Here is a 25,449-nt window from a genome sequence, read left to right on the forward strand (position 1 = left end):
CCTTATCGGTGGAGATCAGCACGAAGTGACTCACCTGATGCCGGATCGCTGCACGCGCCACGCGCAAGGTGCCCAGCACGTTGTTGCGCACCGCCGCCCACGCGTTCTGTTCTTCCATCAGCGGTACGTGCTTGTACGCGGCCGCATGAAACACGATGTGCGGTGCGAAGCGCGACATGGTCTGATCGAGCAGCAGCGAATCCTTGGCATCGCCGATCACCGGGATCACCGACAGATCCGGAAAGCGCTCATGCAGCTCTTCGATGAGCAGATACATCGCGTATTCGCTCAGGTCGTAGGCCACCAGTTGTGCTGGCGAGAAGCGCAGGATCTGGCGACACAGCTCCGAGCCGATCGAGCCGCCCGCACCCGTCACCATCACCACACGCCCGTGCAGCAACGCCTCCACGTGCGGCATGTCGATCTTCACCGGCTCGCGGCCGAGCAAGTCTTCCAGGTCGATCTGGCGAACGCGGGAGAGAAATGCCTGGCCCTGCGTGAGGACGGTGAGCGCAGGCAACACCATCGCCTTGACACCGGCGCGCACGCACAGGGTCGCTACGCGCCGCTGCGAATCCACCGACGCCCCCGGGATTGCGATAATCGCCGTATCGGCCTTGAGTTGTTCTGCCCACAGCGGCAGTTCGCTGATCGATCCAAGCACCTTGTGGCCGAGGATCTCGCGGCCGCGTTTGGCGGGGTCGTCGTCGAGCAGACCTACCAGACGCCATTCGCTTGAGCGCGCCAACTCGCGAACGAGGTTCGCCCCCGCCGTACCCGCGCCCAGCACAATCACCGGCTTGCCCTTGCCGATCAACCCGCCGTACAGATAGAACTCCTTAATCGCGCGGTAGAGAGCACGCGATCCGCCCGTCGCCATGAACAGCAGCAGCGGCGACACAATCAGCACGGAACGGGGAATGATGGGCGACGGCTGCAACATCGCTGCACCAATCATCACGATCAGCGCTCCACTGACAACTGCCTTGGAGATCCGCATCAGATCGGGCAAGCTCGCGAACACCCACATGCCGCGATACAACCCGAAGACGCGGAACATCAGCGCGTAGATCACCACGACCCACACGAGCGCATTGATACCGCCGCGCCAGAAATCGTCGGGGACCGATCCATTGAAACGAAGCGCGTACGCAGCGAGCCACGCCACGGCCACCGCCACGAGGTCGACGCCGAATGCCGTAGTCGAGAGCCACGAAGGCTTAATTCGCATCGTTATCGTTACCTTGAGTGAGGGTGAATTGCCGCCAACGGCGGTCGATCTGCCAGCCAACCAAGGCCAGAACAACGTACCACGCCCCGAACAGGATCCACTGGACCGCGGGCGGCATGCGAAGTGCGAAGAGCGCCACGCAACCGCTGCCCAACATGAGCAAGTAATACGCCAAGGCCACACGGACGTGGCTCTCAGTCAGTCTCACCAGACGCTGATAGTAATGCTCACGATGCGCCAGCCAGACTTTTTCGCCGCGTGCAAGACGGCGTGCGAGGGTCACGGTGGCGTCGGCGACGAAAGGCGCGAAGACAAGCCCCGGGAACCAGATCGGCCAGACGCCGTGCTGCCAGCCCCAGAAACCCAGCGCACCGGCCAGGAAACCGAGCGGGATCGAACCTGCATCGCCGAGGAATATCTTGGCCGGATGATGGTTAAAAATCAAGAAACCCACCGCTGCGCCGGCCACCGCCGCCGCGGCCACTGCCAGCGAAGGCTGCAACGCCACCGCAGCAACCGCATAGAAACCGAAACCGAACACCGTCATGCCGCCCGCAAGACCGTCCGAGCCGTCCATGAAATTGTAAAGATTGACGACCCAGACCAGCGCGACCACGGCAAGCAGCGCGAGCCACCAGCTGATACTCACCGAGCTCCATGCAATAGCCCCGGCCACCACGATCAGATGCGCAGCGAAGCGCACGCGGGCGGGCAGCTCTCGTCGGTCGTCGATCTGGGATACAACACCCAACAGCAAGGCCCCGAGCGCGATCCAGCCAAACGATGGTGCGCACAGTGCAACGGCGAGCAGCATTGCCGGTAGTACACCCCAGCCGCCCACGCGCGGCACCGGACGTACGTGCAACGACCGGTGATTCGGGATATCGACTGCGATATCCCAGGCCCAGCCCGTGCGCAACAGCAGCAGCAAAATGCCCGCGCACACCACGCACGCGACGCCCGCGGCGAAGAACAAAGCTATCGGTATTTGCGCCAACGATGTCATCGGCGCGCCTCCTGGAATGCCCGCACCGTCAGGGCGATACCTTCCGCCGCCGTCGTGGGCGGCCTCCAGCCAAGGCCCGTGCGCAGCCGCGTGCTGTCCATGCGCAACGGGCTCGTCAGGCGATCGACCTGGGCCGAGCGCCCAGTTAATGCACCCGCCGCGCGCAGCCATGAAGCCGGTACGGGCAGGAGGCGCGCGGGTTTATCGAAGGCTTGAGCCAGCGCCCGGATCATCTGCGCGACGCTGAGATCGTCGCCATCGGTGACGTGGAACACACCGTTGGTCGGCTCGGCGCGTGTCGCGACGAAACGGATGGCATCGGCGAGATTGCCCACGTAGACCATGCTGCGACGGGCGTCGATTGCGCCCAGCGGCAGCGGCACGCGCCGCTCGACCGCGCGCACCAGTTGCTCGAAATTCGCTTTCACGCCTGGACCGTAGACGAGCGGCGGGCGAAGAATCACCACTTCGATGTTGTTCTGATCACCCAAAACGGCCAGCGCTTTCTCCGCTTCGAGCTTCGTGATGCCGTAAGGATCGGACGGCGTGGGCGGATCGTCTTCGCGCCACGGCCGGCCCGGCTCGCCCTCGCCCAGCGCCTTGACGCTGCTGACGAAAACGATCCGCTTGGCGCCTGCGCGCACCGCAGCACGCACCACGTTAAGCGACCCTTCCACGTTGATCCGGCGATATTCCGCGAGCGGATCGGCCGACGTGTCGCGCATGACGTGCACGCGCGCGGCGAGGAGGACGAAGGCATCAGCATCAACGGCAAGACTGGCGAAGTTGTCATCGGCGATTACGTGTTCATACGCACCCACAATGCCGTTCGATGGACGCCGGACCAGCGCGGTGACATCGTGGCCGGCATCGGCGAGCGCCGCACAGGTCGCGCGGCCGACAAAACCGTTCGCTCCCGTGACCGCGATCCTCATGCCGACAACTCCCGATACACCGCGCACGTCTGTGCGACGGTCGCGCCCCACGTGAGCTCGGCGGCCCGTCGCAGGCCGCGGGCGACGAGGTCTGCGCGCAAGATGGCATCGCCAAGCAGGCGTTGCATGCCACCGGCGATGTCATCGATGGAATACGGATCGACTTCCCACGCAGCGCCCATGGACACTTCAGGCACTGAAGTGAGATTCGATGTCAGCACCGGCACGCCACTCGCCATGGCCTCGACGACGGGCAAGCCAAAGCCCTCGAACAACGATGGATAAACGAACAACGCCGCCGACGCATAGATCTTCAGCAAGTCATCGCGAGACACATAGCCGGGCGTGAACACCTGTCCCGCTGCGGCGAGCGGTTCGATCACGCGCAACAGGTCGGAGTTCTTCCATCCATCGGCGCCGATCAGCACGAGCGGGAACTCTTGGCGCATGCCGGCGGGCAACAGCGCGAAGGCTTCGACAAGACGCTGCAGGTTCTTGCGCGGTTGCAGGGTACACACCGACAGTACGAAACCGCCTTGGGTCAGTCCCAACTGGGCGAGAGCGGAGGCAGACTCTTCTTCCGAGTACGGCCGGAAAGAAGGCTCGACGCCGAGATGGATGGTCACGACCTTCGATTCCGGAACACCATAGATGTCGACGATATCGTTCTTCGTGTAGTGGCTGTCCGCGATCACCATCTGCGCCTGGCGCAAGGTCTTGGGAAGCTCGCGGTCTAGATATTCAACGGCAACGCGCGGATGAAATTCCGGATGTCGCCGATGCGACAAGTCGTGAATCGTCACCACGGTCGGCCCGCGATACCGCGATGCCACGAAGTTGGTCTCGTGATAGATGAAGCCGCGCTTGGCGTAGTCCGTGCGCAATTCACGCGACTTGATCGCGCGCACAATCGTCCGCCCGCGATACAACCCCGGCATGCTGCGCGCGCGTTGCAGCGCCTTGGCCGCGAGGCCATCGGTAAATTGAACGCCTTTGCGCAACGCCACGCGCTGCTCGATCAACGCACGCAGGCGATCGCCCTCAAAGCTTTGCGAGCCGACCCAGCCGGCCAGCCCTTCGACCTCGCGATCCTCGCTCAGCCCTTCCAGCAAATGTTGCGTGTAGTACCCGACACCGCTTCTCGGTGGCCTTAGTGAATTGAGATCGAAAAGCAATTTCATGCGTGAGCGTCTTGGGGCAAAAAGAAGTCAACGATAGCGGCATTTCCGCTACCGATAAGGAGCTTGAGCAAAACAAGATTCTTGAAGAGCAGGTCCGGCATGACACTTGGGCGGAAGTTTTGCCCGACCTGACGGTCGCGCCTACGTCATTTTTCCTTTTATCTGCATAATCGTTCGAGGCGTATCGGCTGGGACGTTGCCGCTAGCCCAACGGAGTCGCGATTGCGATCAATTTTGTAATTATAATTTAACATATTGTTTTAACGCTCCGACCGATTCCGGCAGCGTAAGAAGCACTTCGCTGGCCCGTAATATTGCCTGGACGAAGCGCCAATCCGTTATCCGGCAAGCCCGCACAGTCCAGCGCATCACATTACCAAAGCTGCCGCTCGGGGACGAGGCGGTGGCAGTGCGATTGCGGCAACAAGGGTAACGAGATGTACCCAATTCGGTCACTGACGTCCTGAAATCCGCTAAAATCGCGGCTTTCCAGCATTTATCCGACCCTTTCCGAGCCATTCAATGAAGATCATTCCCGTCATCATCTGTGGGGGAGCGGGTAGCCGCCTTTGGCCCGTGTCCCGTGAAGCCTTCCCCAAGCCACTGCTGAAGCTGGCCGACGGTCAAAGTCTGCTGCAGAAAACTTATCTGCGGGCATCGAAGGTCGCGAGCGCCGATGAAGTCGTGATCGTAACGAATCGCGAAACCTACTTCCTGACCAAGGACGAATGCGTCGACGCCCACGCGGGCGTCTCGCAGCTCGGTTTCATCCTCGAACCGTCCGCGCGCAACACTGCAGCTGCGATTGGTGTCGCGGCCGACGTCGTGCGCCAGCAGCATGGGGCGGACGCCATCATGCTGGTGATGCCGGCGGATCAGCTTATTGAAGACGAGGTCGCTTTCGGCGCAGCCGTGCAGCACGCAGCGGCTGCGGCGCAGGAAGGCCGTATCGTTACGTTCGGGATTCGCCCAACGAAGCCGGAAACGGGTTATGGCTACATCGAATTCGACAGTGCGCCGTTACCTGGCGCCGATGCCGTTCACAAGGTGGTTCGTTTCCTAGAAAAGCCCGCGTTGAACGTGGCGCAGGAACTTGTGGCGGGCGGTCGTCATTTGTGGAATGCAGGCATGTTCTGCTTCACGGCCGAGACCATATTGGCGGAGCTCGAGAAGCACGCACCGTCCGTGATGGCGCCGGCGCTGGGCGCGGTCAATGCGGCGAAGCGCAGCGACTCGAATGACGGCTACACGATCGAGCTCGATGCCGCGCAGTTCGCGCGCGCGGAAGATATCTCCATCGACTATGCGGTGATGGAGCGCTCGGACAACGTCAATGTGGTGCCTTGCGAGATGGGCTGGAGCGACATCGGTTCGTGGGTATCGATCAGTGAACTGACGGCGCCCGACGCGCGCGGCAACCGGATTCAGGGCGAAGCAGAACTCTATGACGTCGATAACTGCTTCGTGCGCAGCGAGGACGGCCGGATGATCGGTGCCGTCGGTGTGAAGGATCTGATCGTGGTCGATACCGCCGATGCGCTCTTGATCGCATCGCGGGACCGCGCTCAGGACGTCAAGCAGATCGTGGCGAAGTTGAAGCGCGTGAATCATGACGCGTACAGGCTCCACCGGACGGCGCATCGTCCGTGGGGCACTTATACCGTGCTCGAGGAAGGCGACCGCTTCAAGATGAAGCGCATTGTGGTAAAGCCGAACGCACAGCTTTCGTTGCAAATGCACCATCACCGCAGCGAACACTGGATCGTGGTGAGCGGCTGCGCGGAGATCGTCAACGGCGAGCAGGTGATTTCGCTGCAGCCGAATGAATCCACGTACATTCCGGCCGGACACAAGCATCGCTTGAAGAATCCTGGCGTGATGAATCTCGTGCTGATTGAAGTGCAGTGCGGCGAGTATCTGGGTGAAGACGATATCGTCCGCTTCGAAGACGTTTATGGACGCGCGCCCGTTTAACTGACTCCGTTCTTTCGCATCGCTTTAAAACGGGCGCTTGCGCCCGTTTTGTCATCATCGGCCGGTTAACGGCCGACTTCGTCCCCAGGATCTATGCGCGTTTTACACTTCTACAAGACGTACAAGCCCGATTCGATGGGCGGGGCCGAAGAGCTCATCGGACAGATCTGTTCGGGTGCGGCAAAGCACGGCATCACGAGCGAAGTGCTGACGGTGAGCAAGGACACGACGTCTGTTGATTTTGGCGACCACGTGCATCATCGGGCGAAGCTAGATGTGGAGATCGCATCGTCAGCGTTTTCGATGGCCGCGTTCGGGCGCTTTCGCGAACTGGCCGAAAATGCCGACCTGATTCACTATCATTTTCCTTGGCCGTTTGCCGATGTCGTGCACTTCGCCACGCGCGTGAAGAAGCCCACTGTCGTGACATATCACTCAGATATCGTACGGCAAAAGGTCTTGCTGCAGTTTTACAAGCCGCTGCGCGACCGGTTTCTGGCAAGCGTGGATGCGATCGTAGCGACGTCGCCGAACTATCTTGCTACGAGCGATGTGTTGCGGCGATATCGCGAAAAGGTAACGGTCATTCCCATCGGGCTCGATGAGAAAACGTATCGGGTGCCGACTGAAGAGAAACGGCAGTACTGGAGCGCGCGCATCGGGCCGAAGTTCTTCTTATTTGTCGGTAATCTGCGCTACTACAAAGGCCTACATGTTCTGCTCGATGCCATGCAGGGCACCGAATTCAAGGCGGTCATTGTGGGTGCGGGTCCAGCAGAGCGGAACCTGCGGGCGCAAGCGGAACGGCTCGGGTTGACGAATGTGGAGTTCGTCGGGCCCGTGGGTGATGACGATAAGGTCGCCCTCCTCTCGCTGTGCTATGCGCTGACGTTCCCTTCGCATTTGCGGTCTGAAGCGTTCGGGATCTCGCTGCTCGAAGGGGCGATGTTCGGGAAGCCGATGTTATCGACAGAGATCGGTACAGGCACGTCGTACGTGAATCTGGATGACGTGACCGGGTATGTGGTGCCGGGTAGCGACTCGGCGGCGTTGAGGGTAGCGATGGGCAAGCTCTGGGCCAATCAAGAGGCGGCGGCGCGATTTGGCGTCGCGGCGCGTGCGCGGTTCGAGGCCATGTTTACCGCGGACAAGATGGCTGACGCATATGTGGGCTTGTACCGGCGGCTGGTGGCGCGCTGAACACTGCGATGTAGAGCCGACTCCTTGCTTGCCTGTCGGGATCGTCGAGGAGTTAGTTGAGCATGAAGGACGTCCCGGTTTCGCCAGAGGGCGATCGCTCTTAAAAAACGACTCGATCACACTAGGCTCCTATAAAAGAAGGCAGAATGAACAGCATTCCTACTCATCAGCTCAGTCATTCGCGATCTGCGCGTACTTTGCTTTTTCTTCTTGGGTTGGCTTTCTCTCTCTACCTGTTTTTTCAGCCGGAAGTCGATAGCGGTTTTCGCTTTCTATATGGCGACTATTTCGACACCGAAATTGAAACAGCAATCCTGGAGCATTGGCATCACGTATTTTTTGGAATACAGCGATGGACCGAGACAGGCTACTTCTTCCCCTATAAAGGAACCCTTGGATATAACGATGGTTATTTTATCTTCGGCGTCATTTACTCGGCTTTTAGAAGCATAAACGTTGACCCGTTCGTTTCAACGTCGCTGACTCATATCGTTGTCAAAGCACTCGGATATGTAGGCATGTTTCTCATGCTGCGTCGCTTTCGTCTGTCGTTCGCGGCCAGTCTCGTTGGTGCAATCCTGTTCACCATCGCAGGCAATTCGAACAATCAAATGGCGCACGGGCAACTGCTATCGATAGCGTTCGCTCCAATTGCCGTAATAACGATGGTCAATTGTCGTAACGCACTCGTTCTCGTCGACTTCCTAAAATTGACGCTGCACGGTTTTTTGTTTGCCGCGGTTTTTGGTACGTGGATGCTGACAGCGTATTACACAGCGTGGTTTTTCGCATTCTTTTGCACGGTGCTCGGCGCAATAAGCTTCATATATGCACGACGTTCCGAAGTGACGAAGGCATTTTTCAGCACGTTAAGCCGGGCGTGGAAACCGATTTTGATTTGCGGCGCTATGGCGATCATCCTGTTGACCCCGTTTTTTATCGTCTATCTGCCCAAGGCACGCGAAACTGGGATGCATGAGGTAGGAGCGGCGGTCGCTTACGCACTATCACCGATTGATCTGTTCAATGTCGGTAATCGCAATATTGCATGGAGCCGTTTCTTCAATGTACTTCACGAGTTTGTTTCACCTGACATACCCGCTGACGGCGAACACGTCACGGGATTTCCGGTCATCCTGATTATCTTGGTGGTTATCTCCGGCGCTTATTACAAAGCCGAGAAAACGGAGCGATTCGAAACCAATAAATTTATGTTTTGCGTGTCTTTAACCGTTTTTTTTACGTGGATCGCCGTGGTCAAGTTTGGATCGTTCTCACCGTGGAGAATATTGTTCTTTATCACTCCCGGGGCAAAGGGGCTGCGCGTTATTTCTCGATATCAGATCTTTCTGAGCATCCCGATCATATTAATCGTGATGAGTTATCTGGATCGTTTGCGGGCGCGCGTACCTCAAGTACTGGTGTCCCTGCTTGCTCTCGCGTTGATAGCCGAGAGCGTTTATCGGCCGCAACCCCTGAGCTTAGACGCTGCGCAGCAGAGAGCGACGCTTGCGGCGATCCCGCCCGTGCCTGCGTCGTGTCAATCCTTTTTTGTCATCACCGCACGCGCAAAACCGCTTGTGGGTGACGCGCGTACGCTCGCTCTGTATCCACATAATGTCGATGCCATGCTATTAGCTGCGTACTTTCAGGTACCCACGATAAATGGCTTCTCGACGTTCAATCCCGCGGACTGGAACTTTGCGGATTCAGAGAAAGCGGATTACGTTCTTCGCGTCAAAACATACGTCGAGCGACACAAATTGCAGCAAGTGTGCTCACTTGACGCAACTCGATCCGAAAAGTGGAATCTGCATCCTTTCTAGGTAGTCGGCCCTGCACAATTGATTTTGCTCGCTGCTGGTTGAGTCACGAAAGGGGCTTGCAAGCGAGCGGGTTGAACAACAGAGCCAGCATAAAGGCGTAAAAAACCGCAGCTTCCTGAGGATCATCCGCAGGTTGTGGCCGGCGCCGCACAGCACTGCGTGCGTCGCGTCGCCCAGTGCGCCCTTGAGCCAGTTACGACCGAGTTTGCCATCCGCCTTCATGTGACCGATAGCTGGCTCGATCGCGCTGCGCCGTCGGATCATCGCCCGTAGTCCACGCGTGATGCCACGCCTCAAGCCAGGGTGGTAGATCTTCACGCCGTCGATCGCCACGCCCTTGTAGCCCCGATCCACAATCGCCACTTCGGGCTTCACATCGCTCAAGATGGCCGCCTGCTCCAAGGCCTCGGCTAGTGTATGGCCATCGTACGGATTGCCGGGCATCGAGCGAGCGCCGACTACCAGCCCTTCCTTGTGAGTCGTTGTGATCGACACCTTCACACCAAATTCATACGGCGTGCGAGCCTTGACTTTAGCCAGACATTCCACTTCCGGTGCATGCAGCGCATAGAGCTTGTTCTTGTCCTTGGGCTCCTGCGACAGAATCCGCTTCGTACTGGCAATCAATGCCTGCAGCACAGCGCGACCTGAGTCCGACGCTCGGCCGACCTGCCGCTCGACATCGCGCATTACGCGGCCCACACGCGAGCGTAGCGTGCGCAACGCTTTCCTCATGCGCTTGTACTGCTTGGCGTGTGCGTAGCGGCCAATCTGTAGCGCCAGGCGCGGCGCCTCGCGATTGTAGTTCTGTCTGAGCTTGAGGCCGTGGCGCGCGGCGGCTTTGACTAGATGTTCACGACATCGCTCGAGTAAGCGTGAATCGGTTGGATGGGTAATTGCTTTGGGCATTACCGTCGTGTCGACGATCACGCGCTTCACGCTCGATGCCTTGATCACGCCCGCATGTTTGGCTGCTTCGATCGTCACCGCCAACAGTTCTTCGACACCCGCTTCACCGAGGCGCTTGCGCCAGCGGGTCAGGCTCGACGGATCGATCGGCGGCTCGGTTTGCAAAAACGTCTCGCCGGTGAATACCTGCCAGTAGGGGTTCTCGACCTATTGCCACTCGACTTCCTCGTCAGACAGGTCGAACGCGTGTTGCAGGTAAAGCAGCCCTACGATCAGGCGGGGTGATGTCGCCGGGCGTCCTGCACGGGACACAAAGGTCTCGCTCATCGCTGTGCCCAGCCGCACCGAATCAATCAGACTGGCCAAACGCACCAGCGGATGCTTCAAATTGATCTGTTCAAGCAGCGGCTGACGGAAAAATCTCGCTCGCTCACACGTGGTTTCGGACCCATCCGGACCTCGTCAGAATTTGCAGGGTTTCAAGCATTAATATGCCTGTACCGTGCAATTCCAGCAATGCGGTTTCGCCCTTAAATCCCCGACAGTAAAGGCTTTGGCGATTGTTCAGGGCCGACTAGGTAAGGTAGACAGGAACAGCTCTGGATCTTGCGAAGTCAAGAAGATCGAGCGACGAAGAATACGAGTTTTCTGACGATCACACCGGCCAAACTGGTGGTCAAGTTTCTTCGCACTCCGCATGAGGTTTAGATCTTGCTGATCTCGAATCTCGATTCTCAATTCAAGCATTCCGATCGCAGTCGATTGATCTCAAGACCAAGCAACGCTGCGTGAAGTGGTCATGCTCCGCATGGCCGATGATTGGTTCGATCGCCTGGCGTCGCTGCGTGTTAGTCAGTGTCTTGTGTTTCCCGCGATGAATCAGCTGTACTGATGACACTTCGACGTCGACACTGCGAAACCCGAGATGGACCAACACGGTCTTCGGCTGCGGTGCACCGCACAGTTTCTGCAACAGGATGGAACTCAGTTCGAATTGCTCGGCCAGCGTGTCGCCAACGTAAGGGTTGCCGGGGAACGCCCGCGCATCGATGATCAACCCTTGCTTCTCCGTAGTCGCGAGACTAACCTTCACACCAAACTCGTATAGCCTTTGCCAAGCAAAACCTCGGCGAGATATGCGCCATCCTAACCCGTGATGCCGGCGATAATCGCGATTTCTTTCATTTTTAAACTGAAACAGTCGTTTTCAGCACATTCATGTAGAAGCGAGCTTGCTCCTCTGCGAACTGTATAAGCTCACTCTCAGATTCGGTGTTGTGAAGCGTGTCGTAAAGCACTGTTTTCAACTTCAATTCTTCGATATTACTAATCTCAAAAAGTTCGTAGTGCTGACGCTTACCAAATTTTATATAATCCGAAAATGCAAAAGTGCGAGATATTATCATACGCCGAGCAAGCTCCGCTACCTCACTGCAGATCGCGGAAGCTTCTTGCCCGACTTCTCGATAAGGCAGCCAACAATAGTCAACGCCTGCTATGGCGCGATATAGATCGTCGTCATCGACCGCGCCCATAAATGAAACCCTGTCCTGCACTTTTAATTTCTTAGCAAGCGATCTGAGTTTGTCGATTTCTGAAGTATCGCTCTCCTTGATGCTTGCAGGATGCAGCCCCGCGAAAATCAATAGATGATATTGCTTAGGTAGCCTAGCCAAACACTCAATTGCGTAATCAAAACCCTTATACGCTCCGAAATACCCAAATACCCCAACGGTAACAACTGGGTCTCGGATATTGTATTTCAGACGTAAAGCAGATCTCGATACGTCGTTGGAATAGCGCTCTCTGTCCTCTACTCTCGTGTAACATAAGGGATGACTACTTACTTGACTCAACGAGAACAAGCGCTCAAGGAGAACTTGAGTTGTCGCCGTGTGGACGACTGTCTTGATATTTGCTTTTTTTACAAAGTCAAATAATTCTATTTCTAATTTAAGTACAGAGTTTTTTCTACGAGTACTGATAAAGCTTCTAAACGTCGATCGAGGTCTCACAAGCGTACCTAATGTCAGGCTATTTTTTTGTGGCCTACCAGCCCGATTTAAAACTGTATGAAATGTAATGCAAGTATTGGGATTAGCCGCTGCAATTTTCTTCAACCTCGCGATCGAATCCGGAAAATTACTCGCAAACAGACTATATTCATGTTGAATCGAAACGGCATCAAACCCCTGAAGGCTTTCCACAATACGTGCGACAGCTTTGTTAGCAGACTCACGAGTTCCGCCGAACTCTTCTTTCAGCTCGTACCGATTTAGCGGGAAGACCGTGACTTCTGCATATTCGGAAAGATCCCGCTCAAGTATCTGAGCAAATCGGGCTATGCCGCAATCAATCTTATAGGTTGAAACGATAGCTATTTTCATACAGTTTCATTCAAAAAAAGAGTCGCTTACAATTATACCTTTCTCGAGGCAAATTGTCCGATTGCATATATTTTCAATAATTGAAGGCATATGAGATGCGATGACTAGAATTGCAGCTCGCTCCGTCATTTCTTTCAACTTGTCATTAGCCTTTTTCTGAAAATCTGCGTCGCCAACCGCCAACCATTCATCCATCAACACAATGTCTGACGGCACTGCAGTGGAGATGGCAAAACCCAATCGGACCAGCATACCAGAAGAGTAAATTCTAGCAGGGAGGCGAAGATACTCACCTAACTCCGAAAACTCTGCGATCTCCGGCGTCAATTCCTTCATTTTTTGCGGTGTGTGGCCAAGCATCAGCCCGCGCAAAATGATGTTCTCGAAGCCTGTTGCATCCATATCCATGCCCAGGGTAATGTCCAGAAGCGACGTAATCTGCCCCCGACTCTCCAAACTACCGCTCGTAGGCGCGTAAACGCCTGCCAGCGCTTTCAGAAGCGTACTCTTCCCGGATCCATTATGCCCAAGCAAACCAAGTCGATCCCCAGGCTTCAGATCAAACGAAATATTATCTAATGCCTTTATGGTCACTTTATGACGAGGACTAGATCCAACTTTCCCTCCCGTCACCAAGCTAAAGGCCTCTCGCTTAAGAGAACGATTAGAAACATCATTTAGGGGAAACTCGATCGATAGCCCTCTGCTTTTTATATACGCCATGTTATAGCCAGTATGCAATTCGCTTATAAGTACGCAACAATACCAACAGCGCGGTCACCCACGCTACGAGACCTATTAACCCGGTTACAATGAAACTATTGATCGGAAGGGTGTCTGACAACAGTGGATCGCGAACCATACTGATCATATAGAAGAACGGATTCCACACCATATATGCTTCCAGACTTTTCACCTGCTCCACCCGCCACATTACTGGTGTGACAAAAAAAAGCAATTGCAAAAACGCATTTACCATTGGCAGCAAATCTCGATATCTCAAACAACTAATGGCGAGAATCATGCTCAATGGAAATAAAACCAGCAACAAAATCACCATTCCAAAAAATGAATAAATTATGCCAGAAACGTTTAAACTACCAAACAAATAAAGAACAGGGAATAGCACAATCCAACTGTGTAAAAATATTATAAAATTTCGATACAGTGATCGCATAATATGCGACGCAAATGGAATTTTCACCTGCTTTATAACATTTTCAACACTTATAAATGAATTCGCAGCTTCGCTTAGGGCCGTCGTAATAAACGTCCATATGATCATACCAGCTGCTAAATAAGGAAAATATCCAGCCAAACTGACGTTGAATAGCCTTGAATACACTTGCGAAAGGGCAGTAATAAAGATTGCGGTGCTGATAGTGATCCAGAATGGCCCAATAATGGATCGCCGATATCGTTGTTTTATGTCCTGATAAGCATAGTGCTGCCACAAATAGCGGTGACGTGTGAAAGCTTGCGTTTCAAACCGCAGATTCGAGATATGACCCATTAATCCGTTCCATTTCATTTCAATCTTGCGCCTAGCTCAGTAAACATCAAAACGAACAACTTCGCCTTTTAAGGTTCAAGCCCAATTGGGCCGGCATTTCCGCGCTTCTCAAGCGCAACTTGCGGCCAATATCTTCACCTGAGCGTAGATTACGCTCGTCTCACTGCACTTCATAACCACTCCCAACGTCTCATATTTGCTTACACAGGGTCCTTCCTAAAAACTGGGGCGCGGCGCCCTTCCTAAATGGCAATGCTACGGCTTTCGTGAATCTTTCCTTCGTTATCACAGTCCGGTCAAACCACGACAGTCTACATCCTCGTACTTGGACCACGTGACACGGTGACTGATGCTGCATCTGTCACCGGACTCCGCCAAACGCGGTGGACAGCTTGCTCTAGCAGGCTGCTGAAATACGGATTGCCGGTGTGTCTCATCTGCGCGCCATTCGACGGGCACTGATTTTCCCTGCGTGGCTGGCACGTTTTTACCACAGTTCCCCCGGATGGTCACTTCAAACTCCCCCGCTTGCGGTCGCTCAAACTCAGCCCGCCGTTTCGGTCGCCTCGCGGATCAACGTGTGATCCTGGGTAAGCGGCAGAGCGATTTGCCGTGCTTGGTTTTCCCGTTCCAACGCTTGTTTGAACAGCCGTTCGCCCATAAGCCGCGTACCTCTTTGCAGGAAGGAACTCAGTGTTCTATCGCTTACTTACGAGCCTGTTCGACGATTCGGTACGGTCTGTCAATCATTTGGATTGCCACCGTCTGTACCAAGCATCTTGCAGCATAACTTTAGAAATTTGCTCGGCGCTCTGCTTCCACGTAATCCATTCCAACCTAGTAGATGCGGGAACAGATCCCTTCTTCTGCAGCGAAAGCCACACCTCCACGGCAGCGGCCAAATCTCCATCAGCATCCCCCGAGAAATAATACGCGCTCTGGCCCGCGACTTCCCTAAACACCGATAGGTCACGCGCGAGAATTGGCAAGCCCTTTTGAGCCGCTTCAATTAATGGCAGTCCAAATCCCTTACCATGGGAAGGTGCGAGAAGGCATTTGGACGCCTCATAGACCTTCTCGAGGAACTCATCACTGATACCTTGAAGCCAGAAAAAGCGCTGCCCGTCCTCCGGATGTTCTCTCAGCCGATCAGGAAGCTCCCCGACGCCCCATCCAGCCTTTCCGACAATCACCAAATTAACGTCGACGCCTCTTGCCCACAATTGCTCGAATGCTCCGAACGCTTGTGCATGCCCTCTGCATGGCTCGACCGTACCGACGATCAGAAACGTCGGGCGTTCACGCATGGCTGCCAGTATGATGTTTGCGTTGTCAGGCATGCCCGTTGACGGCTGGCTACTTTCGATATCCGCGCCGAGACGAAAATAACTTATCTTTAATTCGCGAGCACGTTCAACTGAGGACGTGTCAAGCCAAGTCATCAAATCGTCCGCCACAGTGCGCGATATGCAGATCAAACCATCAGCAATAGTTCCAATTGTCGTGAGCCATGGTGGAAAATCGGTCGCTATCACCTCGGGAAACCAATTCGGATACCGAACCGGCAAGAGATCGTAAACGACGAAATAGATATTCACACCGCGACGCCGCTGAGCTGCGAACCAGCCTTCCGCGTGGGGAACACAGTCGGCAACCAGATCAAGACCGAGAAAAATATCGCCTTGCTGGCTATCGACCCACTCGTCGTCGCCGTCGATACTGCGATCGCCCATACCGAGTGTGTGCAAAAAGTGGTTCGCGTAACAATAAAGCATCACGCTTCGGTCCAATCGCACCGGTCGTACTTCCCAGTTCGCCGGCGGAGCACTAAGCAATTGCCGGACAATTGCACGAGTGACGCGTTGTATTCCTGACCTAGCACCGTTTTCGCACAATACCGATACATCGACAAGGATTTGCTTGCGCCGCCCAGCTCGTTGATTCGCTGCAATAGCATCGGCTCCCGTTGCGAAGTCTGCCTCGGTGACGGGCAATTCGAGCGCGGTCAATGTTTCTATCAAGCTTTGATAACGTGCTTCTGCAGTCCTTTTAAGTCTGGCGGACTCCACAAAGCGTGCCTCGTACTCCTTTTCGAATGCCTGAAGCGCGCGCTTTCCGGTTGCGTCCCAAGAGAACTTGCGTACCTGCACAGCCGCATGGTCCTTGAGCGATTGCCGATAGTCGCCGTCGCTCAGAGCACGTTCAATCATGTCGGCCATCTGTTGTAGATCGAGCGGATTGAAAAGTGCATCATCACGCCCGATGACCTCGGGAATACTGGTTGCTCCCGACGCGATAACTGCCGATCCACAAGCCATGGCTTCGAGTGCCGGAAGACCAAAGCCCTCATGCAGGGACGGAAAGACGAAAAGATGACACGCCGTATAAAGTCCGATCAAATCCTTGTCTGACACATATCCGGCTAGGACGAGATCATCGCTCGCAAGCCCGTGCTTTACCGCAAGATCGAAAAGTTTGATCCGATTTGCCTCAGTCGCCTGGCAAACAAGTAAAAGCTGATATTTCTTTCGCAGTTCGGACGGTAACTTCGAATACGCAACTATCAGACCTTCAAGGTTCTTGCGCGGCTCTACGGTGCCCGTCGTCATAACAAACGGGCGTGAAATGCCGAATCTGGCCCATAGACTAAGGATGTCTTCTTCCGAAATCGTCGAACAGGCAAAAGATTCCGCAACTGCCGATGATATGTTCGTGATGCGCTCGGTGGGAATGCCAAGTTCGCGCACTGCCTCTTCACCACAATAAGCAGAAATGGTTAGGACTACATCTACACGTTTGAGTGCTTCAATCTTGCCGAAATAATGCTTTTTGAAGCCAAGATCCGTTAGATACTTTTCCGGATTGAGGAAAGGAATAAGATCATAGAGCGTGACTGCCGTAAGCGTGACTTTGTCGTAAGCCTTAACGCTCGATACCGATACATCAACATAGCCCTCGAACAGACTACTTATATGGACTAGATCCGGCTCCAGTTCCGCAATCGCATACTCGCGGATAATTTCCGCTGCACGCGTTCGCCAGTCGCGCGCTCCCTGATAAAGCGAAAAGCTCGGCAGCGAGAAAGTTGCGATTCGCTCAACGGGAATGACCTCTTCGAACGCCGCGCGAATCAAATCGATCGTTTCGGGAAACAAGTCGTTCAACACGATCCAGATTTCATGCTCTCCAGCGTTCCGAATGATGGCCTTTGCCAGCGCGAAGCTATAGCGCCCGATTCCGCGCAAGCGGCTGACCGATTGACATCCCTGAAGATCCAAAACAATACGCATGGGAATACCGAGAGAACCTTATAGTTAGACGCTTGTGCGGCCGCTTCGGGCCGAAAGAAGGTCTGCGTGTATTTTTTTGCCGCGCGCGGTCAGCCGGTCGACGGTCTCGACAACGGGAATCGATGCACCCGTGACCACGCCCTGAATGGCATCCAAGCCAGCGAGACGAATGAATCGGGCGCGCACGCGCGGAAAGCGCGACAGCGTGGTCGCCAGGCGCTGCTTGAGTTTAGGCCGATTCCGGACATAGGCCGCAGCACGGAGCACGGTGGCGCGAGCGGTGCGTCCGACCAGGCCTTTAACACCCCCCACGGCGTATCCAACAACCCGAACACGCGAGGACACGGGCCAGCTGGTGCTCCTGAAAATGGCATCGATACGCTGTTGGACGCGTGCCACAATGTCTTCCGCTTCCGCGGCACGGCTTTGTGCCTGCTTAAATTGCGCTTCGAGATCGCGTAGGCGTTCCTGCTCCTTCGCCCGCATCGTCGACTTCTCCAGAATCGAACGCGACTGAAGATCGCGCACGCGGGCCTCGAAGTCAGCGATCCGGCTCTCTGCGCGATCGACCAGATCCTTCGCATGCCGTGCTTCAGCCTCTGCGGCTTCCGCTTTCCCGCGCCAGACGGCCCGGTCCGTCTCGACGTCCACAACTCGCGCCCACAGTGAATTCACGTCAATTGATTCTGCCGTCGACACTGGCAGCACTGATTGAGTGACCAGCGCCTCGGCGACCTCGACTGCTTTATTATCCATTTTTTTGAATGCAAATATTGCGTAATCGGGGGCTTGCTTGCGGTTTTTATCGAGCACCGACGGGGCTGTATTGACGACCGCCGCGCTCGGCGAACTTCCCGGCAGCAGTTGAAGTTCGATGTGCAAGAAATCACGATTCGCCGGCACCATTACAACGCGCTCGAAGCCGCAAAATTCGGCGGCGAAACCGAGCAGCGTCGAGGACAACGAGCGCTCGTGCGTCGGATCGATGTAAAAATTGCAGACGCGGACCATCAGGTTCGCGGGATTGGACGTTTCGAGGAGGATCGCACCGTCGGCGTCCGTGACCCTATACGCTTCCTGAAGAAAGGCGAGCAGGTTCTCGATCCCAAGGTGTTCGACCACATGGAATGCGCTGATCATCGAATACGACCGGTCCGGCTGCTGAGCCAGATAATCGAAGAGATCGTCCTTTTTGACGGCGAAGCCGGCTTGCCACGCTTCTTCAAGGAACGCGTCGTTCAGTTGAAGCCCTTCAGCCGCGATGCCCTGCTCTTTCAGCAACTCGAGCCACTCGGCTCCGCCAAAGCCGACGTCCAGCATCTTCTTTGACTGCGTCGCAGCGAGCATTTGAACAACCGGCAGATAGATGCGCTGACGCTCCTTGGTAGCCTCACGGCTACCGCGAAACCTGCCTTCGAGCGCGCGATAAAAATCGTCGGTAGCCATACTGTTGCACTGCGTCCTCGTGTACACGAATGCTGTCGGCCAGCGTGCCGGATAGGTCGCGCACGGCGCGTGCTGTAACCCGTGCCGCCAAAAAAGATTGCGAAGCGCGACGTAAAGTGTGAACGCCGAAAATGCTCGCGCCGCATTGCGACTGCATGCGGTGCGATAGGGCGACGTTGAGGGCCAAGCCCTGCACGTGCGACCATCCCATTCAGAACGAGAAGCCCTCCTTGTTACGGCGCCGGTCTTCCTCGACCATCATCTTGCAGAGCTGCTCGAGCGTGGTCTTCGGTTCCCAGCCGAGCTTTTCCTTAGCCTTGGTCGGATCGCCGATCAGCAATTCCACTTCCGCCGGACGATAGAACTTCGGATTGACCCGCACCAGCACCTTGCCGTTCGAATCGACACCCTCTTCCTTTTCCGCCTCACCGCGCCAGCTCAGTTCAATACCGACCGCCTTGAAGGCCATAGTGACGAAATCGCGAACCGTTTCCGTGCGGTTGGTGGCCAGCACGAAGGTATCGGGTTCATCGGCTTGAAGCATCCGATACATCCCTTCCACGTATTCCTTCGCAAAACCCCAGTCGCGCTTCGCATCGATATTGCCGAGCTCCAGCACATCGAGCTTGCCGAGCGAAATCTTGGCGACGGAATCCGTGATCTTGCGCGTGACGAACTCACGGCCACGCAACGGCGATTCGTGATTGAACAGGATGCCACTCGAACCGAATATATCGTATGACTCACGATAGTTGATGGTGATCCAGTGCGCGTACAGCTTGGCGACGCCGTATGGGCTACGTGGATAAAACGGCGTGTCTTCCTTTTGTGGAATGGCCTGCACTTTGCCGAACATTTCCGACGTCGACGCTTGATAGAAGCGAATCGATTTATCGACAATGCGGATGGCTTCCAGTTGATTCAGCGCGCCCACGCCGGTGATTTCGGCGGTTGTAGCCGGCTGGTCGAACGACACGCCCACGAAGCTTTGCGCGGCAAGGTTATAAACCTCGCGCGGCTGCGCCTTTTCGAACAGGCGGATAGACGCGCCCAGATCGGTCAGATCGTGTTCGACGAGATGCAGCTTAGGATGATTCAGGACGCCCAGCTCCTCCATCCGCCAAAAGTTGACCGAACTCGTGCGCCGATAGGTGCCGTGAACGTCATAGCCCTTTTCCAGCAGCAATTGAGTGAGATATGCCCCGTCTTGCCCCGTGATGCCAGTCACAACTGCGCTCGTCAATTCCATCTCCCTTCGAAAAACCCACCATCAAGTAAATTCGACGCAATGGCGGGTATGGCTCAAAAATAGTGCTGATTATATCCGACGCGCAAAACGCTTTGTCCGACGAGACATCTGCTTCTGCGGCCGGGACACAAAACATGCCGCATACTCGCAGGCCGTCGCGGCCCGCGAGTCACCCGCTGACTCAAATACAGTCCGGAAAAAATTGCAGACACCGAACCCGGATTGATCGATCCGGATCGGATCGACCGCCGGAATGCTGATCGAAAAATTATTCAGATAAATCCGTCAAGGTCGACCCGATTGATTGTAAGCAGTGAAAAAACGATCAAAAAATCATTAAAGCGCGCGCAATGACCGTTTTCACAACACTTATAGCGAGCCCGGGAGCGTCGCAGCAGGCTCAAATGCGCTAATGGATTTGCCACGGCTAGGCCGTCAACGGCGGTTGTACCCCGTGGAGGCTGCTCGGACCCGTCGGGCATTGCCCGAGGCAGAAATTACACGGCTGGTCCTTCGTCTCCAATACCCAGCAAGCCTCGGACCACCTCGGTTATCATGCCATGTTGATTTGACCGGTTTGCGCGGCGAGTACCAAGCCCACGCAAAACCCGCCGAAGCCCGGCAGAGCATCTCCAGCATCTCCAGAGCGGTCCCGGCAGACACTCGCTACTTAAAGCTCGGTGCCATAAGGTCCGTTCACGCGCCGTGCCCGTGCCGGCAATAGATTCATTCTTCGCATCGTTCCCACATGGCATCTTTATTCCCGCAACACCCCGTTCCCCTCGCATTCGGCGATATCCAGGGTTGCCGCGAAGCGTACCAGCGCCTCTTGAGCAAAGCCGCGCCGAGCGACACCACACCGCTCTGGTTCGCCGGAGACGTCATCAATCGCGGCCCCGAATCGCTCGCCACGCTGCGCGACCTGATCGCGCTCGGCGATCGCGCCGTCGCTGTCCTCGGTAATCATGACCTGCACCTGCTGTCCGTATCGGCGGGTATCCGGAAGTCGAAGAAAGGCGACACCATCGACGAAATCCTGGCCGCTCCCGACGCCGCCGATCTCCTCGACTGGGTCCGGCATCGCCCGATCGCGCATTTCGATCACGGCATGCTGATGGTTCACGCGGGCGTCCTGCCGCAATGGGACGTGGCAACGACACTAGAACTCGCTGATGAATTCCACCGCGCGCTGCGTGCGCCGAACTGGAAAGAAACGCTCGCGAGCCTCTACGGTAACGAGCCAAACCGCTGGAAACCCAAACTCAAGGGCAGTGACCGGCTGCGCGTGGTGTGCAATGCGTTGACCCGCCTGCGCTTTTGTTCAGCCGAAGGTGACATGGACTTCTCGTCCAGCGGCGGCGTGGATTCGGCGCCCCCGGGTTTCATGCCGTGGTTCGACGTGCCGGAGCGCGGGACATCGGACATCACGGTCGTGTTCGGCCACTGGGCAGCGCTGGGTCTCATCATCCGCGATAACGTCATCGGCCTCGATTCAGGTTGTGTCTGGGGCGAAGAGTTGACAGCGGTACGCCTCGCAAGCGATCCGGTCGAACGCACGGTGACGCAAGTGGATTGCCCGAATTGCCGCGCGGTTGTCGACTGATATCGACTGATATCGACTGAAGGCTCTGCAGCGTGGAGTTAAAGCAAATCCGTCATGCAGAGCCGCAGCGCCTCGCGCCAGTCTGGCGCTGTCAGGCCAAACGTGGTGAACAGCTTTTGATTCGATAGCCGGGAATTCCTCGGCCGCGCCGCAGGGGTTGGATATTCTGGATAGCCTGGATAGCCTGGATAGGCAGCCGTGGGGATCGCTTTGACCACTGGCTTCTTCTCCAGCGTCGAGTTGTCGAAGATGGCTTGCGCGAAGCCGCACCACGAGGTCGCGCCAGAAGCGCTCAGGTGGTAAATGCCCGAGCTTCGCATCCACTCGTCCTGATCGTGGATGAGAAGCTGCGACAACGCATCGGCCGTCAACGTCGCGACGGTCCTCGACCACGTCGGCGCGCCAATCTGGTCGGCCACCACGCTCAACTCGTCACGCTCGGCGCCGAGTCGCAGCATCGTTCGAAGGAAGTTCTTGCCTCGCGCGCCATACACCCAACTCGTCCGGAAAATCAGGTGCGCACAACCCGTCGCCGCAATCGCCTGCTCCCCGGCAAGCTTGCTTTTGCCATAGGCGTTCAACGGATTCGCCACATCGCCTTCGTCGTACGGACCGTCCTTTGTGCCATCGAAGACGTAATCCGTGGAGTAATGAACCAGCAACGCGCCGAGCCGCTTCGCTTCCTGCGCCAGCAAAGCCGGCGCGTGTGCATTGAGACGCATCGCGGCAGCCGCATCGCTTTCGGCTGAATCCACTGCCGTATAAGCCGCCGCATTAACGATCAGCGCGGGCGCCAGTTCACGCACGACTCGCCGGATCTGATCGGAGTCAGCAAGATCAAGACCGCCGCGATCCAGCGCCACCACGCGCCCCAAACCCTGCAGACAACGCGCCAGTTCGAAGCCGACCTGGCCGTTGGCGCCCGTGAGCAAAATAAGCTTCCGCTCGGGTCCGGTCATGATCGATGGGTTCTCATGCAAAATGCTCGGCATCGGCCAGGCGCACACCCGCAGCGTCCTTCGCGGAAAGCAGAGGCTCGAAGTCGATCGGCCATTGAATCCCGATTGCGGGATCGTTCCAGATGATGCTTCGCTGATGCTCCGGGTACCAGTAATCGGTCGTCTTATACAGGCACTGCGCCGACTCCGACAACACGACAAAACCATGCGCGAACCCCGGCGGCACCCACACCTGCCGACGGTTCTGCGTCGATAGTTTCACGCCGCTCCACTGGCCGAATCGGGGAGAGCTCTTGCGGATATCGACGGCGACATCGAACACCTCTCCCTCCGTCACACGAACGAGCTTGCCCTGGGCATGCTCGATCTGATAATGCAGCCCACGCAGTACACCGCGAACCGAGTGCGAATGATTGTCCTGCACGAATTCAACGCCCGCCTTCACGTGCTCGCTGAAGTCGCGGCTGTTGAAGCTTTCGTAGAAAAAGCCGCGGGCATCGCCGAAAACTTCCGGCTCGATGACTACAACCTCCGGCAACGCCGTAGCGGTTACTTGGATGGCCATACGACTTGGCTCGTCAGCAGGTTGAGCAAATATTGTCCGTAGGCAGTTTTCGCGAGCGGGTGTGCGAGCTTCTGCAATTGCTCGCCATCGATCCATGCGCGCCGGTAGGCAATTTCCTCAGGACACGCAACCATCAGGCCTTGGCGTTTCTGTAATGTGGCGATGAACTTCGCGGCGTCCATCAACGAATCGGGCGTGCCGGTATCGAGCCATGCAAATCCTCGGCCCATGATCTCCACGTCGAGTTTGCCCTGCGCGAGATAAAACGAATTCACGTCGGTGATTTCGAGCTCGCCACGCAACGATGGTTCGATGTCAGCGGCTATCTCGCAGACGTTGTTATCGTAGAAATAGAGGCCGGTGATCGCGTAGTGCGAGCGCGGCACCGCCGGCTTTTCTTCTATCGACAGCGCGCGGAAATTCGCATCGAACTCGACCACGCCGTAACGCTCGGGATCCTGCACGTGATATGCAAAAACCGTCGCGCCGTCGGTTTTTGCACTGGCATGCTCGAGTTGCTTGCCGAGGTCATGGCCATAGAAAATGTTGTCGCCAAGAATCAGCGCGCACGGATCGTCGCCAATAAACTGCTCGCCAATGATGAACGCCTGCGCCAGCCCGTCCGGCGACGGCTGCACGGCGTACTGGACGTTCATGCCCCACTGGCTGCCGTCGCCGAACATCGATTCGAAACGCGGCGCGTCCTGCGGCGTGGATATGATCAATACATCGCGAATCCCCGCGGTCATCAGCGTGGAGAGCGGGTAGTAGATCATCGGTTTGTCGTACACGTGCAGCAACTGCTTCGAGACAACGTGGGTGATCGGGTAGAGCCGCGTCCCCGAGCCACCGGCGAGAATGATGCCTTTGCGCGCCATCGTCAGTCCTTGTTCGGCTTATTGAGTTGATAGAGTCGACGCGCGCAGCGCATAGTTGGCCTCGACCCACTTTCGATATTCACCCGAAGCCACTTCGTCGACCCACTCCTGATTGTCGAGATACCACTGGACCGTTTTCTCGATGCCGGTTTCGAACGTTTCCGCCGGCTTCCAGCCGAGTTCACGCTCGAGCTTGCGGGCATCGATGGCGTAGCGGCGGTCATGGCCCGGGCGATCCGCCACATAGGTGATCTGGTCGCGGTACGAACCGGCCGGCTTCGCCTTCAACCGGTCGAGCAAGTCGCACACGGCGTGCACCACATCGAGATTGGTCTTCTCGTTCCAGCCACCAACGTTATACGTTTCGCCCAGCCTGCCATGCGCCAGCACTTCGCGAATCGCCGCGCAATGGTCACCGACGTATAACCAGTCACGGATGTTCCGGCCATCGCCGTAAACGGGCAAGGGTTTGCCACTCAACGCATTCCCTATGACGAGCGGAATCAGCTTCTCGGGAAACTGGTACGGCCCATAATTGTTCGAACAATTCGTCGTCACGACAGGAAGTCCATAGGTATGCAGATAAGCGCGCACCAGATGATCGGACGCTGCTTTAGTCGCGGAATAAGGACTGTTCGGTGCATAGGGCGTGGTTTCGGAGAACGGGGCATCGTCGGGCGAAAGCGAGCCGAATACTTCATCCGTCGATACATGCAAAAACCGAAACGCCGCTTGATCGGCGACGGGCAAGGCTTTCCAATAGGCAAGCGCCGCCTCGAGCAACGTGAACGTGCCGACCACATTGGTCTGCACAAACTCAGCGGGTCCGTGAATGGACCGGTCGACGTGACTTTCGGCGGCGAAATGCAGGATCGCGCGGGGTTGATGTTGGCTGAGCAGCGCGTCCATGACTGTGCGATCGCAGACGTCCGCACGCGCGAAAATGTGCTTAGGGTTGCTTCGCAATGACTTGAGCGTCCCCAGATTGCCGGCGTAGGTCAGCTTGTCTACGTTGAGCACGGCTTCACTGGACGCGCTCAGCCAATCAAGCACGAAATTAGCGCCGATAAATCCAGCACCGCCCGTTACCAGAATCATAAAAGCTCTCTAAGCCGTTAGGGTCCACGCATGACACACGCCTGATGTCGTGCGTTCTCGTTCTGCTCATGGCCGCTCAATGACCGCGCGTCTGGGCGGGTCGATCAAGTATAGGTCTCGCGTCGTACGTTAGCGGCGAGATGGGTTTTATGTGCAGCGGCTTCGAGGTTGCGCGTGGCGTGCGTTGTGTTCGGTCCGG

At 56.3% G+C, this 25,449-nt stretch carries 20 protein-coding genes and 1 pseudogene; 5 read left to right on the forward strand and 16 right to left on the reverse strand.

All coding sequences use genetic code 11. The features are described from left to right. The 4 genes from EOS_RS02505 to EOS_RS02520 form a co-directional block, all read right to left on the reverse strand. The coding region (locus EOS_RS02505; protein WP_047845033.1) for a polysaccharide biosynthesis protein at window positions 1–1,231 on the reverse strand (1,231 nt) is incomplete at its 3' end. Beyond that, on the reverse strand, window positions 1,221–2,237 hold the full coding sequence (locus EOS_RS02510) for an MraY family glycosyltransferase (RefSeq protein ID WP_047845034.1): 1,017 nt from the start codon (window positions 2,235–2,237) through the stop codon (window positions 1,221–1,223). The genes EOS_RS02510 and EOS_RS02505, both read right to left, overlap by 11 nt. Beyond that, window positions 2,234–3,172: a UDP-glucose 4-epimerase family protein gene (locus EOS_RS02515; RefSeq protein WP_047845035.1), complete on the reverse strand. Its 939-nt coding sequence runs from the start codon at window positions 3,170–3,172 to the stop codon at window positions 2,234–2,236. The genes EOS_RS02510 and EOS_RS02515 overlap by 4 nt, the downstream gene beginning before the upstream one ends. Continuing rightward, the gene (locus tag EOS_RS02520; RefSeq protein ID WP_053063731.1) at window positions 3,169–4,353 is read right to left on the reverse strand and encodes a glycosyltransferase family 4 protein; all 1,185 of its coding nucleotides are present in this window, start codon (window positions 4,351–4,353) and stop codon (window positions 3,169–3,171) included. Before EOS_RS02520 ends, EOS_RS02515 begins: the two co-directional genes overlap by 4 nt. Before the next feature lie 2 nt (window positions 4,354–4,355). On the opposite strand from EOS_RS02520, the gene EOS_RS46930 reads away from it, so the two are divergent. From EOS_RS46930 to EOS_RS02535, 4 genes are all read left to right on the forward strand, one after another. Next, window positions 4,356–4,523, forward strand: a complete 168-nt coding sequence (locus EOS_RS46930) for a hypothetical protein (protein WP_160312460.1) — start codon at window positions 4,356–4,358, stop codon at window positions 4,521–4,523. A 352-nt stretch (window positions 4,524–4,875) separates the two neighbouring features. Next, entirely contained in the window at window positions 4,876–6,327 is a 1,452-nt protein-coding gene (locus EOS_RS02525; RefSeq protein ID WP_047845036.1) for a mannose-1-phosphate guanylyltransferase/mannose-6-phosphate isomerase, read from the forward strand. 93 nt (window positions 6,328–6,420) lie between these two features. Continuing rightward, complete coding sequence (locus tag EOS_RS02530) at window positions 6,421–7,527, forward strand: glycosyltransferase family 4 protein (protein ID WP_047845037.1); 1,107 nt, start codon at window positions 6,421–6,423, stop codon at window positions 7,525–7,527. A 146-nt stretch (window positions 7,528–7,673) separates the two neighbouring features. After that, window positions 7,674–9,353, forward strand: a complete 1,680-nt coding sequence (locus tag EOS_RS02535; protein WP_152693065.1) for a hypothetical protein — start codon at window positions 7,674–7,676, stop codon at window positions 9,351–9,353. Between the two features lie 105 nt (window positions 9,354–9,458). Here the strand turns inward: EOS_RS02535 and EOS_RS02540 are convergent. The 8 genes and pseudogenes from EOS_RS02540 to gmd form a co-directional block, all read right to left on the reverse strand. Then, window positions 9,459–10,714 (reverse strand): annotated as a pseudogene (locus EOS_RS02540) (IS5 family transposase); the annotation flags it as partial. Between the two features lie 287 nt (window positions 10,715–11,001). Continuing rightward, window positions 11,002–11,355, reverse strand: coding sequence for a hypothetical protein (locus EOS_RS02545; RefSeq protein ID WP_152693066.1), 354 nt, complete (start codon window positions 11,353–11,355; stop codon window positions 11,002–11,004). A 94-nt stretch (window positions 11,356–11,449) separates the two neighbouring features. After that, a complete protein-coding gene (locus tag EOS_RS02550) occupies window positions 11,450–12,649 on the reverse strand; it encodes a glycosyltransferase (RefSeq protein WP_047845039.1) in 1,200 nt (399 codons plus the stop codon). A 6-nt stretch (window positions 12,650–12,655) separates the two neighbouring features. Continuing rightward, window positions 12,656–13,372 carry an ABC transporter ATP-binding protein gene (locus tag EOS_RS02555; RefSeq protein WP_047845040.1) on the reverse strand — a complete coding sequence of 239 codons (717 nt, stop codon included), beginning with the start codon at window positions 13,370–13,372 and terminating at the stop codon, window positions 12,656–12,658. A gap of 1 nt (window position 13,373) precedes the next feature. Then, entirely contained in the window at window positions 13,374–14,162 is a 789-nt protein-coding gene (locus EOS_RS02560) for an ABC transporter permease (protein ID WP_053063733.1), read from the reverse strand. A 746-nt stretch (window positions 14,163–14,908) separates the two neighbouring features. Then, entirely contained in the window at window positions 14,909–17,452 is a 2,544-nt protein-coding gene (locus EOS_RS02565) for a glycosyltransferase family 4 protein (protein ID WP_047845041.1), read from the reverse strand. 24 nt (window positions 17,453–17,476) lie between these two features. Further along, window positions 17,477–18,898 (reverse strand): methyltransferase domain-containing protein, encoded by a 1,422-nt coding sequence (locus tag EOS_RS43400; RefSeq protein WP_053063734.1) that lies wholly within the window; start codon window positions 18,896–18,898, stop codon window positions 17,477–17,479. 211 nt (window positions 18,899–19,109) lie between these two features. Next, complete coding sequence (gmd, locus tag EOS_RS02575; protein ID WP_047845042.1) at window positions 19,110–20,147, reverse strand: GDP-mannose 4,6-dehydratase; 1,038 nt, start codon at window positions 20,145–20,147, stop codon at window positions 19,110–19,112. A gap of 748 nt (window positions 20,148–20,895) precedes the next feature. On the opposite strand from gmd, the gene EOS_RS02580 reads away from it, so the two are divergent. Further along, window positions 20,896–21,750 carry a symmetrical bis(5'-nucleosyl)-tetraphosphatase gene (locus tag EOS_RS02580; protein ID WP_047845043.1) on the forward strand — a complete coding sequence of 285 codons (855 nt, stop codon included), beginning with the start codon at window positions 20,896–20,898 and terminating at the stop codon, window positions 21,748–21,750. A 38-nt stretch (window positions 21,751–21,788) separates the two neighbouring features. On the opposite strand, the gene rfbD is transcribed toward EOS_RS02580, so the two are convergent. The 4 genes from rfbD to rfbB are packed head-to-tail and all read right to left on the reverse strand — an operon-like array spanning window position 21,789 to window position 25,250. Beyond that, complete coding sequence (rfbD, locus tag EOS_RS02585) at window positions 21,789–22,709, reverse strand: dTDP-4-dehydrorhamnose reductase (protein WP_047845044.1); 921 nt, start codon at window positions 22,707–22,709, stop codon at window positions 21,789–21,791. Window positions 22,710–22,722: 13 nt separating this feature from the next. Continuing rightward, window positions 22,723–23,274, reverse strand: a complete 552-nt coding sequence (gene rfbC / locus EOS_RS02590) for a dTDP-4-dehydrorhamnose 3,5-epimerase (RefSeq protein ID WP_047845045.1) — start codon at window positions 23,272–23,274, stop codon at window positions 22,723–22,725. Then, window positions 23,259–24,152 carry a glucose-1-phosphate thymidylyltransferase RfbA gene (gene rfbA / locus EOS_RS02595; RefSeq protein WP_047845046.1) on the reverse strand — a complete coding sequence of 298 codons (894 nt, stop codon included), beginning with the start codon at window positions 24,150–24,152 and terminating at the stop codon, window positions 23,259–23,261. Before rfbA ends, rfbC begins: the two co-directional genes overlap by 16 nt. An 18-nt stretch (window positions 24,153–24,170) precedes the next feature. Next, window positions 24,171–25,250, reverse strand: coding sequence for a dTDP-glucose 4,6-dehydratase (rfbB, locus tag EOS_RS02600; protein WP_047845047.1), 1,080 nt, complete (start codon window positions 25,248–25,250; stop codon window positions 24,171–24,173). Window positions 25,251–25,449: the final 199 nt, after the last annotated feature.

This window comes from Caballeronia mineralivorans PML1(12) (assembly GCF_001028175.1).
GTDB classification, from domain to species: Bacteria; Pseudomonadota; Gammaproteobacteria; order Burkholderiales; family Burkholderiaceae; genus Caballeronia; species Caballeronia mineralivorans.

Bases quoted from the DNA above. Each gene is read 5' to 3' on its own strand.
- rfbD (WP_047845044.1), bottom strand. From the start codon at position 22,709: ATGACCGGACCCGAGCGGAAGCTTATTTTGCTCACGGGCGCCAACGGC.
- EOS_RS02580 (WP_047845043.1), top strand. From the start codon at position 20,896: ATGGCATCTTTATTCCCGCAACACCCCGTTCCCCTCGCATTCGGCGAT.
- EOS_RS02565 (WP_047845041.1), bottom strand. From the start codon at position 17,452: ATGCGTATTGTTTTGGATCTTCAGGGATGTCAATCGGTCAGCCGCTTG.
- EOS_RS02515 (WP_047845035.1), bottom strand. From the start codon at position 3,172: ATGAGGATCGCGGTCACGGGAGCGAACGGTTTTGTCGGCCGCGCGACC.
- gmd (WP_047845042.1), bottom strand. From the start codon at position 20,147: ATGGAATTGACGAGCGCAGTTGTGACTGGCATCACGGGGCAAGACGGG.
- EOS_RS43400 (WP_053063734.1), bottom strand. From the start codon at position 18,898: ATGGCTACCGACGATTTTTATCGCGCGCTCGAAGGCAGGTTTCGCGGT.
- rfbA (WP_047845046.1), bottom strand. From the start codon at position 24,152: ATGGCGCGCAAAGGCATCATTCTCGCCGGTGGCTCGGGGACGCGGCTC.
- EOS_RS02535 (WP_152693065.1), top strand. From the start codon at position 7,674: ATGAACAGCATTCCTACTCATCAGCTCAGTCATTCGCGATCTGCGCGT.
- EOS_RS02550 (WP_047845039.1), bottom strand. From the start codon at position 12,649: ATGAAAATAGCTATCGTTTCAACCTATAAGATTGATTGCGGCATAGCC.
- EOS_RS02560 (WP_053063733.1), bottom strand. From the start codon at position 14,162: ATGGGTCATATCTCGAATCTGCGGTTTGAAACGCAAGCTTTCACACGT.
- EOS_RS02530 (WP_047845037.1), top strand. From the start codon at position 6,421: ATGCGCGTTTTACACTTCTACAAGACGTACAAGCCCGATTCGATGGGC.
- EOS_RS02510 (WP_047845034.1), bottom strand. From the start codon at position 2,237: ATGACATCGTTGGCGCAAATACCGATAGCTTTGTTCTTCGCCGCGGGC.
- EOS_RS02555 (WP_047845040.1), bottom strand. From the start codon at position 13,372: ATGGCGTATATAAAAAGCAGAGGGCTATCGATCGAGTTTCCCCTAAAT.
- rfbC (WP_047845045.1), bottom strand. From the start codon at position 23,274: ATGGCCATCCAAGTAACCGCTACGGCGTTGCCGGAGGTTGTAGTCATC.
- EOS_RS02520 (WP_053063731.1), bottom strand. From the start codon at position 4,353: ATGAAATTGCTTTTCGATCTCAATTCACTAAGGCCACCGAGAAGCGGT.
- EOS_RS02525 (WP_047845036.1), top strand. From the start codon at position 4,876: ATGAAGATCATTCCCGTCATCATCTGTGGGGGAGCGGGTAGCCGCCTT.
- rfbB (WP_047845047.1), bottom strand. From the start codon at position 25,250: ATGATTCTGGTAACGGGCGGTGCTGGATTTATCGGCGCTAATTTCGTG.